General features: G+C 37.0%; 7 protein-coding genes and 2 pseudogenes. 4 read left to right on the top strand and 5 right to left on the bottom strand.

What is annotated here, in order from left to right; translation table 11 throughout:
- Positions 1 to 25 precede the first annotated feature (25 nt).
- The 3 genes from WN948_RS14300 to WN948_RS14290 all read right to left on the bottom strand — a co-directional run bounded on the left by WN948_RS14300 (position 26) and on the right by WN948_RS14290 (position 8,961).
- The gene (locus tag WN948_RS14300) at positions 26 to 6,148 is read right to left on the bottom strand and encodes a PAS domain S-box protein (protein WP_342304844.1); all 6,123 of its coding nucleotides are present in this window, start codon (positions 6,146 to 6,148) and stop codon (positions 26 to 28) included.
- 168 nt (positions 6,149 to 6,316) lie between these two features.
- Positions 6,317 to 6,829, bottom strand: a complete 513-nt coding sequence (locus WN948_RS14295; RefSeq protein WP_342304843.1) for a chemotaxis protein CheW — start codon at positions 6,827 to 6,829, stop codon at positions 6,317 to 6,319.
- Positions 6,830 to 6,846: 17 nt separating this feature from the next.
- On the bottom strand, positions 6,847 to 8,961 hold the full coding sequence (locus tag WN948_RS14290) for a methyl-accepting chemotaxis protein (protein ID WP_342304842.1): 2,115 nt from the start codon (positions 8,959 to 8,961) through the stop codon (positions 6,847 to 6,849).
- Between the two features lie 254 nt (positions 8,962 to 9,215).
- Here WN948_RS14290 and WN948_RS14285 point away from each other — a divergent pair.
- Positions 9,216 to 9,897, top strand: a pseudogene (locus WN948_RS14285) (IS1 family transposase).
- 595 nt (positions 9,898 to 10,492) lie between these two features.
- Here the strand turns inward: WN948_RS14285 and WN948_RS14280 are convergent.
- Complete coding sequence (locus WN948_RS14280) at positions 10,493 to 11,806, bottom strand: ABC transporter substrate-binding protein (protein ID WP_342304841.1); 1,314 nt, start codon at positions 11,804 to 11,806, stop codon at positions 10,493 to 10,495.
- Between the two features lie 437 nt (positions 11,807 to 12,243).
- Here WN948_RS14280 and WN948_RS14275 point away from each other — a divergent pair.
- Positions 12,244 to 13,029, top strand: a pseudogene (locus WN948_RS14275) (IS5 family transposase); the annotation flags it as partial.
- A gap of 532 nt (positions 13,030 to 13,561) precedes the next feature.
- Positions 13,562 to 15,094 (top strand): group II intron reverse transcriptase/maturase, encoded by a 1,533-nt coding sequence (gene ltrA / locus WN948_RS14270; RefSeq protein ID WP_342304721.1) that lies wholly within the window; start codon positions 13,562 to 13,564, stop codon positions 15,092 to 15,094.
- Positions 15,095 to 15,105: 11 nt separating this feature from the next.
- Here ltrA and WN948_RS14265 read toward each other — a convergent pair whose 3' ends face one another.
- Positions 15,106 to 16,002: an ISH3 family transposase gene (locus WN948_RS14265; protein ID WP_342306497.1), complete on the bottom strand. Its 897-nt coding sequence runs from the start codon at positions 16,000 to 16,002 to the stop codon at positions 15,106 to 15,108.
- Positions 16,003 to 16,387: 385 nt separating this feature from the next.
- On the opposite strand from WN948_RS14265, the gene WN948_RS14260 reads away from it, so the two are divergent.
- Entirely contained in the window at positions 16,388 to 17,035 is a 648-nt protein-coding gene (locus WN948_RS14260; RefSeq protein ID WP_342304840.1) for a metallophosphoesterase, read from the top strand.
- Positions 17,036 to 17,045 lie beyond the last annotated feature (10 nt).

Here is a 17,045-nt window from a genome sequence, read left to right as displayed (position 1 = left end):
CATCTGAATCTGTCCTTTTTTCATTTTAAAACTCCTTTAAACGTGTGACTAGCAATTCCAATTGTATTTCCAGTTCAGGCACCAAAATCACAACTTCATTGATTTCATTTGCATAGGCAAATTTCTCCATATCTGCTGTAATTTTGCTTAGAACTTCACCACCCATGTTTCCAGAGGAACCCCTAATCTTATGAGCACACTGGATAATCTCACTTATTTCTTTTTTCTCCATTACTTTTTTTAATTCATTCATCTGCTTCGGCGCATCTTTCAGGAAAATCCCTATTAAACGTCTGGCCAGATCAATGTCATCCGACATTCTTTCCATAAAAGCATGTTTATTGAATATCAGTGGGTCTGCCGGATTCTTAATTGCCCCCATAGTATGGTCCACATGCTCATTTTCCTGCACTGCCTTTGACCATTTTTTTATCAGGTCAATCAACGATTGCAATGAAAACGGTTTTGAGACATAATCATCCATGCCAGCTTCAAAGCAACGTTTTTTATCATCTGCCATGGCATGTGCAGTCATTGCTATGATAGGAATATCATGATCAAGTACTGCTGATAGAGGGTCTCTTATGTGCCGGGTAGCTTCAAGCCCATCCATTAGGGGCATCTGCACATCCATTAACACCAGGTCGTATGAAATTATTTCAAGAACCTTTATTGCTTCTGCACCGTTCGTTGCAATGTCTGCGCTAAAACCTATTTTTTGTAGCATGCTTTGGGCTACATTCTGGTTCACTATGTTATCTTCCACCAGCAAAATCTTCAAATCACTACTATGCATTTCGTTACTGTCATGAGATTTTACGTAGGGCTGTGGATTATGAACCGGTCTGCTCATGCTAAGTACATCACATAATATTTTGTGCAGCTCAGATGGTCTTACTGGTTTGGTGAGATAAGCTCTGAAATTTGTTTTGTCCTGTGAGTGAAAACTTGAATCACATCCCAGAGAACTTAGCATTATTAGGCTGATATCTTTGAGTTTCTTGTCAGATTTAATGACACGTGCAAGGGATTCGCCATCCATTCCTGGCATCTGCATATCTAATAGTGCTATCTGGAAAGGTTCACCTGAATCATGTGCTTTATAAAGGGCCTGGAGAGCCATAGGACCATCTTCCACCATCTCTGCTTTTATGCCCCATGAAGAGAGTTTTGTAACGAGTAATTCACGATTGGTAGCATTATCATCGACAACAAGTACATGCGCTCCCCCTATATCAGAAAATAAATTATTCTTGCATCCACTTCCTGTTTGCCTCATAAAACTGGCAGTGAACCAAAACTCAGAACCCTTTCCTTCCGTACTCTGAACACCAATCTCACCCCCCATCATCTCCACAAGCTGTTTGGAAATAGCAAGACCAAGTCCTGTGCCACCATACTGACGTGTTATGGATGTATCCACCTGGCTGAACTTATCAAAAAGAAGGTTCTTTTTATTATAAGGTATACCAATTCCTGTGTCCCTTACCGAGAAACGCAACCTGGATTTTGAGTCTGTCTCAGAATCAAGAGTTACTCGTACAACTACCTCACCCTGTTTTGTGAACTTAACTGCATTACTGATCAGATTTGTCATTACCTGTTTTAGGCGAGTTGAATCGCCTTTGATGTACAAAGGTACATCCGGATCAGCCTCATATATGAACTCCAGTCCTTTATCGTGAGCTTTTACAGATAGCATGGTAGCTAATTCATCAAGGAGATTTTGCAGATCGAACTCAATATCTTCAAGTTCCAATCTACCAGCCTCTATTTTAGAGAAATCCAATATATCGTTGATAAGTTCAAGCAACGTCTCACTACTGGTCTGTACAGTATCAGTATAATGCCTTTGTTCTTCATTTAGTTCAGTATCCAGAAGGAGACCAGTCATACCAATGATGCCATTCATTGGTGTACGGATCTCATGGGACATATTGGCCAGAAACTCAGACTTTGCTTTGTTTGCAGCCTCTGCTGAAATTTTGCTTTTCTCCAAAGCACTATAGTTTCTGCTGTTCTTCAGAGATATGGCAGCGTATTCACCAAATGTTTTAGCAAGTTTGGCATCGTTTTCGTTGAAATCACCATCTTTATGGGAAAAACCCATTATTCCTTTTGTTTCGCCTTCTATGTTCAAAGGAGAAAACAGGACATTAGGTAGGACCATGTGTCCTTTTGGCATATATTCCACCCATTTGCTCTTCATGAAATCATTGTTATACACTACCTGCCCGGTAGCGTACGCTTCAGCACGCAGTCCTCTTAAAGGCATAGGAAGATCAGGATTCACGGAACATGGCATACCTCCATCTTCTAAAAACAGTAATTCATTCTCCTGCCCAGATCCTGATAAAAGTGCTACATACCCGGCTTTTGCCCCGATGACCCGTGCACACGCATCAAATATATGCCTTGATACTGCGTTAAAATCATTTGTTTCAAGGATGGCCTGAGTTGCATTCAAAAGTTCGGCAATCTCTGTTTCTTTTTGCAGTGAGTTGGTCAATGACCGTCTCAAGTTCAAATCTGCCTGTTTGCGTGGTGTTATATCAGTGTGGGAACCTGCCATCCTGTAAGGTATTCCATTTTCATCCTTCAATGCTTCTCCTCTTGATAGAATCCATATGTGGCTGCCATCTTTGTGCTTTAAGCGGAATTCAATATGAAATTCAGAGATATCACCTTTCAGATATTGTTCTAAATATTCCATCACCCCAGGTCTGTCATCAGGGTGAATTCCTCCCTCAAATGTTGAATATTCATTAGGTAGCTCTGAATCTTTATAACCAATCATCTCTTTCCACCTGGGAGATAGGTATAAAGCGTTATCACGCAGATCCCAATCCCATATGCCATCCTGTGAACCATTCACTGCCAGCAAGAATTGTTCCTGGCTTTCTTCAAGCTCATCTGCGTACATCTGCAGTTTTTGTTCTGCAAGTTTACGTTCAGTAATATTTATATGAGAAATAACAACTTTACATGGAAAAGTATCAGAGCTTTCAAAAGGTCGGACCTTACCTATGAACCATCTTTCTTTTTCCGGAGAATGACATGAATACTCAAGCTCAAAATACTCCTTCGTTCCCGTCATCACATCTTCAATACCTTTAGCAAATTGTAATCCGAGGTCTGAGTCTTTACCCTTTGAACTTTTTGCAATTGTAATATAATTTGTTCCTTCACTCACTTTTTCAGTATCTGCTGAATTAGCAATGGCAAAATCATTCCATGATTTATTCGTTTTTATGATATTGCCGTTCTCATCCAACACGCAAATATTCGCCTCTAAGGAATCCAATGTGGATTGGTTCAAAGTGTTTAATTCTTTAATGGTTTGCTCTGCATACCAGTTATCAGTGATATCGCGACCTACACCCACCAATCCTATAGTTTTACCTGTAGAATTATACAAAAGTGATTTTATCGTGTCAAGCAATATTCTTTTACCATCTGGATATGTTACCCATTCTTCGTTGTGTCTGGCTTTACCTTCTTCCAGCATTAGTTTATCGTTCATTCTGAAAATATCAGCAACTTCTTTATTAAACAGATCATAATCTGTACTACCAATTATCTGGTCCCTGTTCCTACCAACAAATTTTGAAAATTCGGGATTGCAGCCAAGATATACTCCATGACGATCTTTGAAAAATATCATATCGGGTATCGAATCAAGAAGACCTGTTAGCAAAGACCTTTTTTTTTCAAGTTTATCTTCTGCCAGCTTTCGATCAGTTATATCCCTGAATGCTGCCACGCGAACCTTTGAGCCAGAATATGCGATATCATAGGCTTCTATTTCAACTGGAAATACAGTTCCGTCTTTTTTCACAGCACGAATTTCATAGGGTTTTGCATTGCTTTTAGACATCTGATGCCTTACGCAATTAATATCCTCTGGATGAACAAGTAATTCCAGGATGTTCTTGCCCAAAAGTTCATCCTTAGGGTAACCGGTAATTCGGCTTAGAGCTTCATTAACTTCCAGAATCATACCATTATCATGAACAACGATACCCTCAAAGGTCACATCTGAGAGCAAACGGTACTTTTCCTGACTTTTAAGCAATGCTTGTTCCATTAGTTTGTGCTGCGTGATGTCTCTGGCTATTCCTTCCAGTGCAACCAGATTATTATTTTCATCATAAATACAAATGTTTTTTTGCTCGATCCAGATAATTGTACCATCTTTTTGTACCCAGCGAAGCGTTATAATATGTCGATCTTTGTGTTCTCCTTTTGACATATCTTCTAGCAAGTAGCGATCATCGGGGTGCACAAGTTTAAAACCCAGGTCTGGATCTTCATAATGTTCCTCTGGCGTGTAACCTGTGATCTTAGTGGCTGCAGGACTAACGTACGTGAATCCTCTTTTAGGTGCAAATTCATAGCGATATATCAGATCATCAGCATTTTCAGCTAATCTTCTGAAGCGTTGCTCGCTTTCAGTTAGTTTCTTTTCTGCATTCTTGCGTTCTGTGATGTCACGGAACACAGTAGCAAAGATATCCTTATCTACCTGATAAGCACTGATGCTATAGTGTCGCTGCAATGGTTCTGAGAACTCTTCAAAATTAACAGGAATACCAATAAGTACCACATTTCCATATGTTTCTATCAAGGATGAATTTTCAATACCGGGAAGAACTTCAGTTGCGCGCCTTCCCAGAACTTCCTCTACTTTCAATCCGGTCTGCTCTTCAAATGTATCATTTGCTTCAAGGAATACGTAGTCTACTGGATTGCCTTGCTCATCCCGAATAATCTGATGGATAGCCACACCACTTACGGAATTTTCAAACAGACCGCGATACTTGCTTTCACTATCTTTCAATGCTTTTTCAGCGCCAATTTGTCCTATAATACCCCATACAGAATCCATGAGTAAAGTAAGTTGGAGCTTATCATTCTCCACATAATTTGATTCTTTATTTGCAACCCCTACAACAGCAACAATTTTATTGTTCCTGAAAATCGGTACAGTCATAAAGTTATCAAGTATAACGTGTCCTTCAGGGTAACCTTTCTTCAATGCATTTGAAGTATTGAAATAATTCAGGATTATAGTTTTACGCTGTCTAACTGCATCTCCCCAGATTCCTGTGTCCTCTAGATTGTAAATAGTCTGAGGTTCGACAATTTCACAATCCTTCATTACATCTTTGGACCATGTATTCAGAGTGAATTCCTTTTTTTTCTCACTATAATAGTATATGTAACCTATTTTGCTTCCTGTGAGTTTAATAGCTTCATTAAGTGCAAAATCAAGTAACTCCTGAATGGAAGCATGTTTTGATTGTAGAATAGCAATGATACTCTTTAATCTAGCTTCATTTAGATGCAATTCAGCTTCAATATTTTTTTCTGCTGTGATATCATGAATAATAGAATATAGCAAATTTTGTCCTTCAATTGAAATGGGTCCACTATGTACTTCAACGTCACGAATTTCACCATTTGCCAATTGATGTTTAAAGATAAAATGTTTTGCGTCTTCATAATTTGCCTTTTTTATATCACCAATTAGTTCTTTTTTTGGCAAAATATTTATTTCACCGATATTTTTGTTGGTAATGTCATCGTGTGTCCAACCGTAGTATTTGCAGGCAGCATTATTAGCATCAACAATATCCAAACTTTTAGGATCAATTAACAACATTACAGAATAACTATCATTAAATAATGATTTGTATCTTGCTTCACTCTCTTTCAAAGTTTCGTCAAGCTTCTTGAGAACAGATACATCCACAAAACATTCAAGTAATTTTTCCTGGCCATTTAAGATGATCTTTTTTATAGATATCATTACAGTTGCAGCACTACCATCAGCACGCAACATAATCGTCTCAGAATTATCAACTACCTGCCCTAAATCATATATCGGACAGGAGCCTTCACACGCGGGGCATAGGAATGAGTGGCATGTATGCCCTACAATCTCATTTTCAGCAGCTCCAAGCATATTTGCTGCGTATTCATTAGCTCTTTCTATAACATGTGTTGATGGGTCAACAATGATGGCTCCCATAGGAAGATTCTGAAAAATATCAATTTCAAAAGAGGAGGTTCCTGTATTCTTTAAATTTAAATCTCCTGTCTTTTTATTATTTTCGGACTGTTCTTCCTCGTTATTGTACATCATTTGCCCTCTATTGATAACTATGTTCTGTTTTGCTTATAAAATAGAATCGTTTTACATTTTGTTCATTGAATTTTGTTTAAGAATGTACTTTTGCATGATGAGGTCCTTTCCAAATTAAAAAAGAAATTGCTTTGGTTTGTAAAAACAATTAATAATTAAAAAATAAAATTATGCAGGAATAGATCCCGCATTTTCCAAATGATGGATTTGCACTTTTTGCTCTTCAGTGAATATTTGATCAATGTCAAGCAAAATTAGCAATCTATCATCAAGTTTGCCAACACCATCTATGTATTTTTCACTGATATTTGAAGTTATCATGTCTGGTGCACGTTCAATATCCTCTGCAGAAACTCTTAGCACTTCTGTCACAGCATCCACTACCATCCCGGCAACAATATTACCAATTTCCACAATCACTATTCGAGATTGATCATTGAGTCCTTCATTAGAAAGGTTGAATTTGGTTGCAAGATTTATTACCGGAATTATCTTATTTCGAAGGTTTATGATACCTTCTACATAATCTGGTACATGAGGAATTTTAGTAATATCAGGTATTCGAATAATTTCCTTTACACTCGATATCTGTACGCCATACTCTTCATTTGAAAGCTGGCAAATGACAAGTTGAAGTAGCTCTTTTGCAGAGCTACTATTATTTATTGTTGATTCTGACATTTAGAAACCTCGTTCAATTAGACAAGTACTTGTTGCTCTACTTTAGCTAATTGTAACTCTTCTTTTTTGTTATTGGTCATATTTCTTGTTCCACTATTGTCCTCATTGATCGTGAATTTCGCAGCTCCCTGCAATAGGACATTGGCAAGATCTGCAAGCTCCTGGGCAGATGATGAGAGTTCCTCCATGGAAGCTGTCTGTTCCTGCACCGATGCAGCTGCCTGTTCTGTACCGGCAGCAGACTGTTCAGAAATTGCGGATACTTCCTCAATGGAAGAAGTAATTTCCTCAATACTGGCAGCTTGTTCCTCAGCTGCAGCAGCAATATCCTGCGCCATCTTTGCAATTTCCTCGCTACTTTGAACAGTAGATACTACAGAATCGACCGTTTTCCTGAGGGTTTCTGAACCAGTTAAAACTTTATTTGTACCTATCTCCATAGCATCTACGGCTTCATGACTACCGTTTTGCACATCCTGAATAAGCACAGCTATTTCTTTAGCTGCACTGCTTGAATTTTCTGCAAGTTGCCTGACCTCATCAGCAACAACTGCAAAACCTCTGCCATGCTCCCCAGCACGGGCTGCCTCAATTGCAGCATTGAGTGCAAGAAGGTTGGTCTGGTCAGCGATACTTGTTATGAGATTAACGATCTCCCCTATCTGTTTGGATTTTTCGTCAAGATCACGAATGACACCGGCGGATTCTGATACAGCATCCTGTATTTCATCCATCTGAACAAGAAGCTCTTCAGACCCTTTGCCAATATCTCTAATAGTCTCACTTGCTAAGGTTGAATTTTGAGCAGCATTTTGTGCATTTGTTGCAATTTCCTGAACACTTTGAGTCATATCACTCATTGCCCGGGAAACCTCCTGTGCTTTTGATGATTGTGAGTGTGCGCCACTTGAAATCTGAGTTACTGTTGCAGAGACCTGACTAGAAGCCGCTGTCATTTCTTCAGACGATGCTGAAATTTCCTGTGAAGTTGAAGCTACTTTAGAAGAACCCATCTGAACGTCTGAAATAAGACCACACAAGTTTCCCACCATTATTTTTAGGGCACCGGAAAGTTGTCCGAGTTCATTGGAAGACTTGTTATCCAGTTCGACTGTAAGATCACCGGCAGCAACTTTATTTGCTGCATCTAGCATTTCATTAACAGGCTTTGATATCATATTTGAGATGAAGAAAGCCATTATAGCACCTGCGATCAAAGCCAGAACAACCATGATAATCATTGTCTGGATAGAACTAGCCATTTCCTGCTCCATCTTTTCTTTCTGATCAGCACGAGCATCTTCAGTAATAGATTCCACGCTTGCAACGGATAGGAGAATATCTTCATGTGCAACTTGCTGTTGTTGTACATATGAAGCATACTGATTGAAATCAGTCAGGTATGCATTTGCTCCCACAATTACATTTCGAGCAGTCGTTTTGTCATTTTGATCATGGAAACTACTCTCCATCTGCGTTGCGATTTCAATAATATTATTTGTAAGCTCGTTTACGTTATCTGCATATTTTTGCTCACCGTGCATCATAAAACGAAGTCTTTCACCACGACAATCTAAAACCAACTGAAGAAGCAGATTCGCATTCTTTACATTTTCTACTTCCTCTTCAAGAATACTTTTGTCAGCATTTTGTACAAGCGCAGTCTTATAATCATTTTCCTGTTTAACTAAAATCTCAGTAATTGAGTCACTGAACATTAAACCATTTTGTATCATTGATTGTTCAGCTTCTTCCTTATTAGCTTCAAGACTTACATAGTTATTAAAACTAGCATCAAAGGAATTGACAGCTGATAGAACATCATCCATCTGTTTATCATTTACAGGGTCTTCAAATATCTCTTTTGATGACTCTGCCTGAGCTATCAATTTATCCACAGAATCTTCAACCTCTGCAACAGAACTTGCATCCTTATTTAATTGATACTCTGCCTGTGCATTATTTGCATCTTTCATGTATTTGACCAGACGGTTCATGTCGTCTGCCTTAACTACCCTGTCATCAATATTTTTCATTCCATCGTAACCGCTATATCCCACAATAGCAGTGAGTAGCAATATTATTGCAAAACTTCCTATTAGTAAATTTTTAATTTTTACATCTTCAAACATACCTTGAACACTCCAGGTAACAAATTATTATTTTGATTTTCAATTAATTTAACACAATTATTTAATAATTCTATTAGCAACTATTCATTTGTTGATAATATAAGCAGTTAATATATAAAAATATACTATATATAAATATGTGGGTATTTTGTCATAGTATCATTTCGTATTGAGCCCCACATTTTCTAATATGGAATAAAAAAAGGCTTTGGTAATTAAACATCGTTATATAATATGATGGCCTCTTTTTATATATGAATTGTCCAAAGTGTAAGAGTTCCAGTCATAAGAAGAACGGTAGGATTGATGGTCGACAACGCTACAAATGCCATGATTGTGGATACAACTATTCAGTAGATATAAAATCCACCGCTAGCCCCGTATCTGTTAAGCGACAGGCTTTACAACTCTATCTGGAGGGGTTGGGATTTCGTTCAATTGGACGTTTTTTGGGCGTTAGTCATGTTTCTGTTCAAAAATGGATTCGAAAATTTGGTAGTGAATTAGAGGATCTAAAAAGTGAAAATGAGATTTCTGTTGTGGAATTGGACGAGATGCATACTTATATTGGGAATAAAAAAACTACTGCTGGATATGGATTGCTGTTGATAGATATGGGAATAAATTCATCGATTGCTCTTTTGGCAGCAGAGGAACAAAAACAGGACAAAAACTCTGGAAAAAATTAAAGACAAAAGAGATTGGAGAAGTAATGACGGATTATTGGAGAGCATATGCCAAGTTTGTCCCAGAAACATCCATACTCGATCAAAAGCAGAAACATATACTGTTGAAGGATACAACAGCATATTTAGGCATTTCCTGGCAAGACTAAGGAAAAAGTCAAAGTGTTATACTAAAAGTCTTGAAATGCTAAAAATCTCCGTTTTGCTCTTGATGAAATATAGGAATAAAGAACTAGCTATGTTTAATTAACAATGCCTAAAAAAATTATAGGTACCACCAACTAAGAAGATCTAATAAAGTTAGTTTATTTGGTAGTTCTGTGACAATCCATAGTCACATATACATATAATAATATTTTTAGTTATATGAAAAAATAATACTGTTACACAAAAAGATAACAAGTAAATAAAGAGCTAGAACATTGCATGGTAACTGTGCTGTTGCACACATCAGGTATCCCACAACAAAAATCGCAAGTAATTGATAAAAAAGCAAGGGGATATCTTCAAACTTACAGGTTGAAGAGATTGTGGGGGTCGTGCAAAGAACAACAATCTGGATATGTCAGCATCAATTGATATTTGGCTCTGTAGAAATTCCCTTCATCCAAATAAATTACAGATAAATTCATCTCCTGTACCGGGGTAAGTACCTGCCAAATATTCGTTTAGTAGATAACACAAATAACATAATATCTTCGTACATCTGTGGTTCACAATTAGTTAATAATATGATTTTTGCAGAGTAGGAGATAAACAAATACAAAAATTATAATATGACTCCAAGAGACTAGCAAGACAATTGAAAATAAAAAAATAAATTGTGGTGTGAGATTCACCACTATTTATTCAACAAATATTAATTTACCATCATCTCCCGGATCAACTTGGTATCTTGCAACAAGTTTCCATTGGTAATCTTCATTCACCTTGTTGATGGTCCATACATCATAATCCCAATGTACCCTGTCACCATTTTCATCAAGTTTTGCCCATCCTGTGATACCGAAGTACTTATTCGTAAGCGCACTAATTGCCATCTTTATACTCTCATCATTATCTGTTACGGCATCAGTATCTACAAATGTAGCTATCCAAAGAGCATCATATGCAGATAATGCATAGGTTTCAGGCACTCTTCCAAGCTGTTCTTCAATTCTGGATTCAATCACTTGATATTCGTCATTCTCTTCCTCATATCCATATATTGGTGACTTGATGTTAACTGCTGCAGCAAAACTAGCTACATCATTATCGTTAACAAGTTCCTTGTTTAGTGCTATGCCATCACTTCCATACCAGTTAATCGTTGTCAGTGCAGGATATGTTTGGGCTAAAGTTAATACCTGTTTCGCTTCTCCATAAGAACAAAGAAGCACAGCTACAGAGCTTTCATCGTATTCAGAAGTGGCTGCAATTACTTTTTCATTAAGTAATTCTACTTCTGTGAAAAGGTCTTCATTATTAGTTTCATATGTAACACCTTCCAATACTGTACCACCGAGAATTTCAAAACTCTTTTTTGCTTCATCTGAGAGTCCATTGCCCCATACATCATTCCTGTATATAGGAACTACAGCATTGATTTCCTCTTTATTCATGAGCGTAGCCAGTACCTTTCCCTGATTTGTATCATCTGGTACAAACCTGAATAGATTGTCATCAGGAATTGCTAAAGAAGATGCAGTTGATGCAGTACTCATGAGAGTAATACCATTTTCAGTTGCATATTGCAGTACAGCTTCTGCTTCATTGCTTGCTTGCGGACCAATAACAATCTTTATTCCTAGTTCATCAAGGTTCTTGAGTTGTTCCAGAGCTTTTTCCGGATTACTCTCAGTGTCCTTTATTATTAGTTTTATATTTTTTTCAGAACCAAGTCCTGCTAAATAGTCATTAATATCCTCGCTTGATAATTCCAGTGCAGTCTGGCTTGATTCACCGATAGAGTCAAGGTTACCCGTAAGTGGCAAAAGAGCCCCGATAGTAATATCATCAGATTCAACTAATGTTTCTTTAGTCGATTCAACGCATCCTATTCCAAGAATTGCCATAAGTATAATAGTAATTAAAATGCCGGTTGTTTTTTTGTAACTATTCAGCCTGATAAAAACGCTATCAATAACAATCTTGACAAAAAGTTGAAACGTAAATTTCATTAGAATCATTTATTTTGATTGTTGCTATTGATTGCTTTTTTGATTGTTAGATTGTTAGTGAGCAGACATCTCTATTTCGATGAAATCAGTACCAATAGGCAAATCGTGCCAGGCTGAATAGTTACGTTTTTTTTATAATATAATCACCTGTTGATAATACAACCCATTTACACTATTTATATATTTTGATTTATATTGATAGTGTATGCCAATGTTACAATTTTTTCTTCATTCAATACTAAACACATACAAAGCTCAAACCATTAGCAGACATGCTATGAAAGCAAACAGAACAGAAATAAAACAAGTTATAAATAAGATGAAATAACGGCTCTGTAGAAAACCTACTTTAAATTTTATTTTTACCTATTAATTTAAAAAGAATAAATCCCCTTAGCATTATCTGCTACCGAAAACACATAGGGGATGATTGTGTTTTGTCTAATAAGTACTTAAAGTTTGTTGATACAGCGTTAGCTGTATCAGGAAACTCACACCTTCAGATATATAGCTGTAAATATTCTAAAAGAAAATACACCCAGCACCAGTTACTGACACTTGTTTTACTGAAAGAATACCTCAATGAGGATTGTCGAGATATAGTTGAAATAGTAGAATTAATGGATAAAGTCAAACAAAGAATTGGACTAAAACAGGTTCCACATTTTACTACTCTTCATAAATTCATTACAAGATTGAATTCAATCTATTTTAGTGGATTGTTGCAGCAAACACTAAAACTGTTTTATTCTCGTGGAGAGAGGATAGAGATTACTGCTATTGATTCAAGTGGGTTTACTAGTGGCCATTGTAGCTACTATTATTCGTGGAGGACAGGAAAGAAACGAAGATCTTTCCTGAAAACAAGTATCTCTGTTGACACTGGAAAGTTCATAATTCCTGGTTTCAAGATATCAGGTAAACCTGTTCATGATGCAAAGCATGCATTGGCATTACTGAAACAATGCCATAAGAATCGTAGATCCAAGTATTATATCATGGACAAAGGCTACGATTCAGAAGAAATACATTCGATAACAAGAGAACAATTTAAAGCTATAGCTATGATCCCTTTGAGACTAAGAAAAAGAAAAAGGATCAAAGGAAAGTACCGTAGAAAAATGGAACAGGAATTTAACAGAGAATTATACCATAACAGAAAACTGGTTGAAACGATGTTCTCTGTTCTGAAAAGGAAATATAGTGAAGAAATAAGGGCAAAAGTGTGACAAGAAGTTACAATATGAATTGCTTAACAGCTATTCCTTCCATTCGGGATAATCCTACTGTGGGATGCATAGAATGGTAACATCATTGTGTTAAGCTCACAGGACAATGTGGAAAGCAAGGAATTCCAATCCTTGACTATCTGCTAGGATAAGGAAACTATGAAGAGTATAATGCAAATCATCGTAAGGGTCGTTATGATTGATAAGCGAAATGGAATGATACGCTTAGACCAAAAGGTATGGAATCAGGCCATAATGGTTTTTTGCACATTATGGAGAATGGACACAGATTCCCGGCCTATAGATGGCTTCTAAGGTTTCCGTGATTATTCATATTATAGAACTTGGTAAGTCCCATGTGCTCCTGTAAAAAAAAAAAAAAGGTAGTTAATTCGTGAGAATGAACAATAGCACAGGGGATAAAGGAAACGGTAGAAAGCAAATGGCAGTCTGTAATGGAGTGCATAGAGGTTCAAAATTTGCCTTGTCCCGAAAGGGAGCAGACTTACCGTAGGTGTTCTATTACATGAAAGGAGGCAAACTTATGAATGCAAGATACTCGACTACACCATCAGGTGAGAGGCTTGCAGACAATTCAATCCCATTCAAGTGGGAGGACATCGACTGGAAAACAGTCGAAGGGAACGTTAATGAGCTGCAAGCCCGAATTGTAAAAGCGGTTAGACAAAAGAAGTGGCATTTAGTTAAACGACTACAATACCTGCTTACCAATTCTTTTCATGCCAAATTATTGGCAGTAAAGAAAGTAACACAGAACAAAGGTAAAAGAACAGCTGGAATCGATGGAGAAAAATGGACAACATCCAAATCTAAGATGAAAGCCGTTCTAGAACTGTCTGGTAAGAGCTACAAAGCTAAACCATTGAGAAGAATCTATATTGAGAAACAAGGAAAGAAGAAAAAACGACCATTAAGCATTCCTACAATGTACGATAGAGCAATGCAGGCATTATATGCTTTTGCTTTAAGCCCAATAGCAGAAACCACAGCAGACAGAACATCATTTGGATTCCGTAAATATCGAAGTTCAAAAGATGCAGAAGCTCAATTGTTCGCATGTCTGAGTAAAAGAAACTCTGCTCAATGGATTTTGGAAGGCGACATAAAAGGATGCTTTGATCATATAAATCACGAATGGCTCTTGAACAATATTCCTATGGACCGGTCAATACTAAAGCAATTCCTTAAAGCTGGTTTTGTGTATAATAGACATCTGAATCCCACCAAAGCAGGTACTGCTCAAGGTGGAATAATATCTCCAGTACTGGCAAACATCACATTGGACGGTATGAAAAATGCAATAGCATGCAAATATCATACAAACAGGAAGGGAACTATTAACAAAAAAAGTTATAATTCCCATAAAGTCAATTTTGTGAGATACGCAGATGACTTTATCGTCACTGCTGATTCAGAGGAAGTGGCTAAAGATATTGCTGAGGTTATCAGACTATTCTTGAAAGATAGGGGTTTAGAACTATCTCGTGAGAAAACTCTTGTTTCACACATAGACGATGGATTTGACTTCTTGGGATGGAATTTCCGGAAATATAATGGTAAACTTCTAACCAAGCCCTCGAACAAATCTATTGAGAATATCACAAAAAGCATTAGCAACGTGATTAAGAAAGGTAAAGCTCGGTCTCAGAGTTCTCTCATTAAGGAACTCAACCCTATTATCACTGGATGGAGCGAATATCACCGTTCAGTTGTCTCTAAAAATACGTTCAGTAAGCTTGATTCCAGATTATGGGATATGCTATGGACGTGGGCTAAAAGGCGGCATCCAGATAAATCACACCACTGGATAGTAGATAGATATTGGCATAGGGTAGGGTCAAGGAAATGGGTATTCTCCACAGAAGGGCTTAAACTCAAATCTTTTGCACATACAAAGATTGTAAGACATCCACGCATAAAAATGGATAAGAACCCATATGTAGACAAAGAATACTTTAAATGGAGAATAAGCTATCTGAGAAAACAGAAACTAGTGGCGTCGAAGCAAAATATCATGGAAAGTCTAACAACTGCCTGATACTTAAAGGGTTATAGAATGCTTGAGCCGTATGAAGAGAAATTTTCACGTACGGTTCTTAGAAGAGGGAGGGCGAGTAATCGCTCTTTCTTATTCGACAAGTATCTGAATGTAACGTCTCTTGTCGATGTTTTGGGTTTAACTATATTTCTCATTCTGTATGTTGATTCAATTGCAAATCGTCTTCGATATACAGTACTAACTTTTCGGGGAGACAAGTTTATTCCATAAACTACAAACCCAAGGTTTTCACATCCATTTTTGTTCCTTTTGCCTTTCAGATACTTCACGTCAATGACAATATTCAACCGAATCTCCTTTTTCTGAGGATTCTTCATAACATATTCCGCATACCTAGCCTTTCTCCCAATAAGTAGTTGCTTAATCTTTTTTCCTCTTTTTACTACTGGAGTAATATGGGGAATATCTTCATTTTGTAAGAACTCAAACACGTCTACCGAATAGAACTCCCTATCTAAACAAAGGACTTTGATTTTGATGTTTAGTTTATTGATCAGATCTATAAAATAGGTGAGGTAATAGACCTTTGTTTTATTTTTCTCTACAGGAAGAACGGAGATAGTGAATCTCTCGTTCTTGTTTATGATAGATAATGAAACGTATGAATAAAAAGAGTTTGTTGACTTCTTAGCTAGGCTACGTATCACATAGTTTTCATTGGACGAATTCGTTCCTCCATAATATGGATCATTTGTGAAATCGATAGCAAACTCATACTTTTTCTTAGATTTCAGAGCATTAATAGGACCTTGAAGTAGAATTTTTGTATTTAATCTGATAAGTTCTTCAAGATCAAGTTTCTTGAGATGATATCTTGTAGATGTTTCACAAGGAATCTTTTGATAGTGTTTTGACATGGAGTGGACTGAACTATTCTCTACTGCCATGCATATGGCAGCATAAAACTGGTCTTTACAGGTAAGTGAACCATTGATATTAATGGTGATATTATCAGTAAGAGGTTTTAGAACAGCATCAATACATTGTTTTGGTCTTAATTCAACTTTGGAATAGGTGCTCGAATTGAACGCTATAAATGACATATGGCGGCGTTCACGCCGCATATAAAGCTATCGTATGACCTTCCTAAATTTAAGTGGTTAAAATTAGAGAACTACTGAAGTTGTTTTGTAGAACCGTTTGCAATGTTTCCGTGGTATTCGATGGTACGTACCCCTAAAACACTATCATGCCACTCATTTACACGGCGAGGGTCATGAGTTCGAATTTCATCGAGCCCACCATTCACATTTATGTTTTCTTGTTATTATTGTGGCGCTGAGCGTAGCTCTGCACCTCTATTCGCGCTCCCATGAACTATTTCGGAAATATATTGATAATTCCGAGATAATCACCATCTCCGAAGCAACGAAAACAAGAAAGAAAAACCTTTTTTTAAACCGGGAAATCACCAGAGTTAATGAGAATTTTACCGATCTGAATTTCATCAAATCCATTTCGATAAATGGAAAAAAAGTATTAATTCTCAGCATAGACACAACTGAACTATATAGTGATGATGAGTATGTTGAAAAAGAGATTCTAAATGCAGTTTCGAAAGAAATTGAACAGATAGAATATGACATGCCTTTGTTGATTACTCATTATTCTGTTTTGGGTACTGATGAGCTACCTCTAAAAAATTCTGCAGCATTAATTGATTTTATACAAAAATATAAAATAGAATACGTTTTTTGTGGCTATACTCACGAACTGGAAATTATGCGAGTCAATGATTTATATCAAGATTATTCCTTTACTCAGTCTATGTGTGGCAGTTTATCATCTAGCAATTATCCAAACGATGACAACATGTTCTTGTATTATGAAAATGTGGGCAGTAAAGATATGCATCTGCATCTGATACGGATCTTTTTAGAGATGGGGAAGGTACATTTCAAACAGGAAACAGTCTTTTAGGAGAGAATTT

Source organism: Methanolobus sp. ZRKC5 (assembly GCF_038446525.1).
Taxonomy (GTDB): domain Archaea; phylum Halobacteriota; class Methanosarcinia; order Methanosarcinales; family Methanosarcinaceae; genus Methanolobus.
The sequence above is the reverse complement of the archived record's forward strand: the minus strand, read 5'-3'. Positions and strand labels throughout refer to the sequence as shown.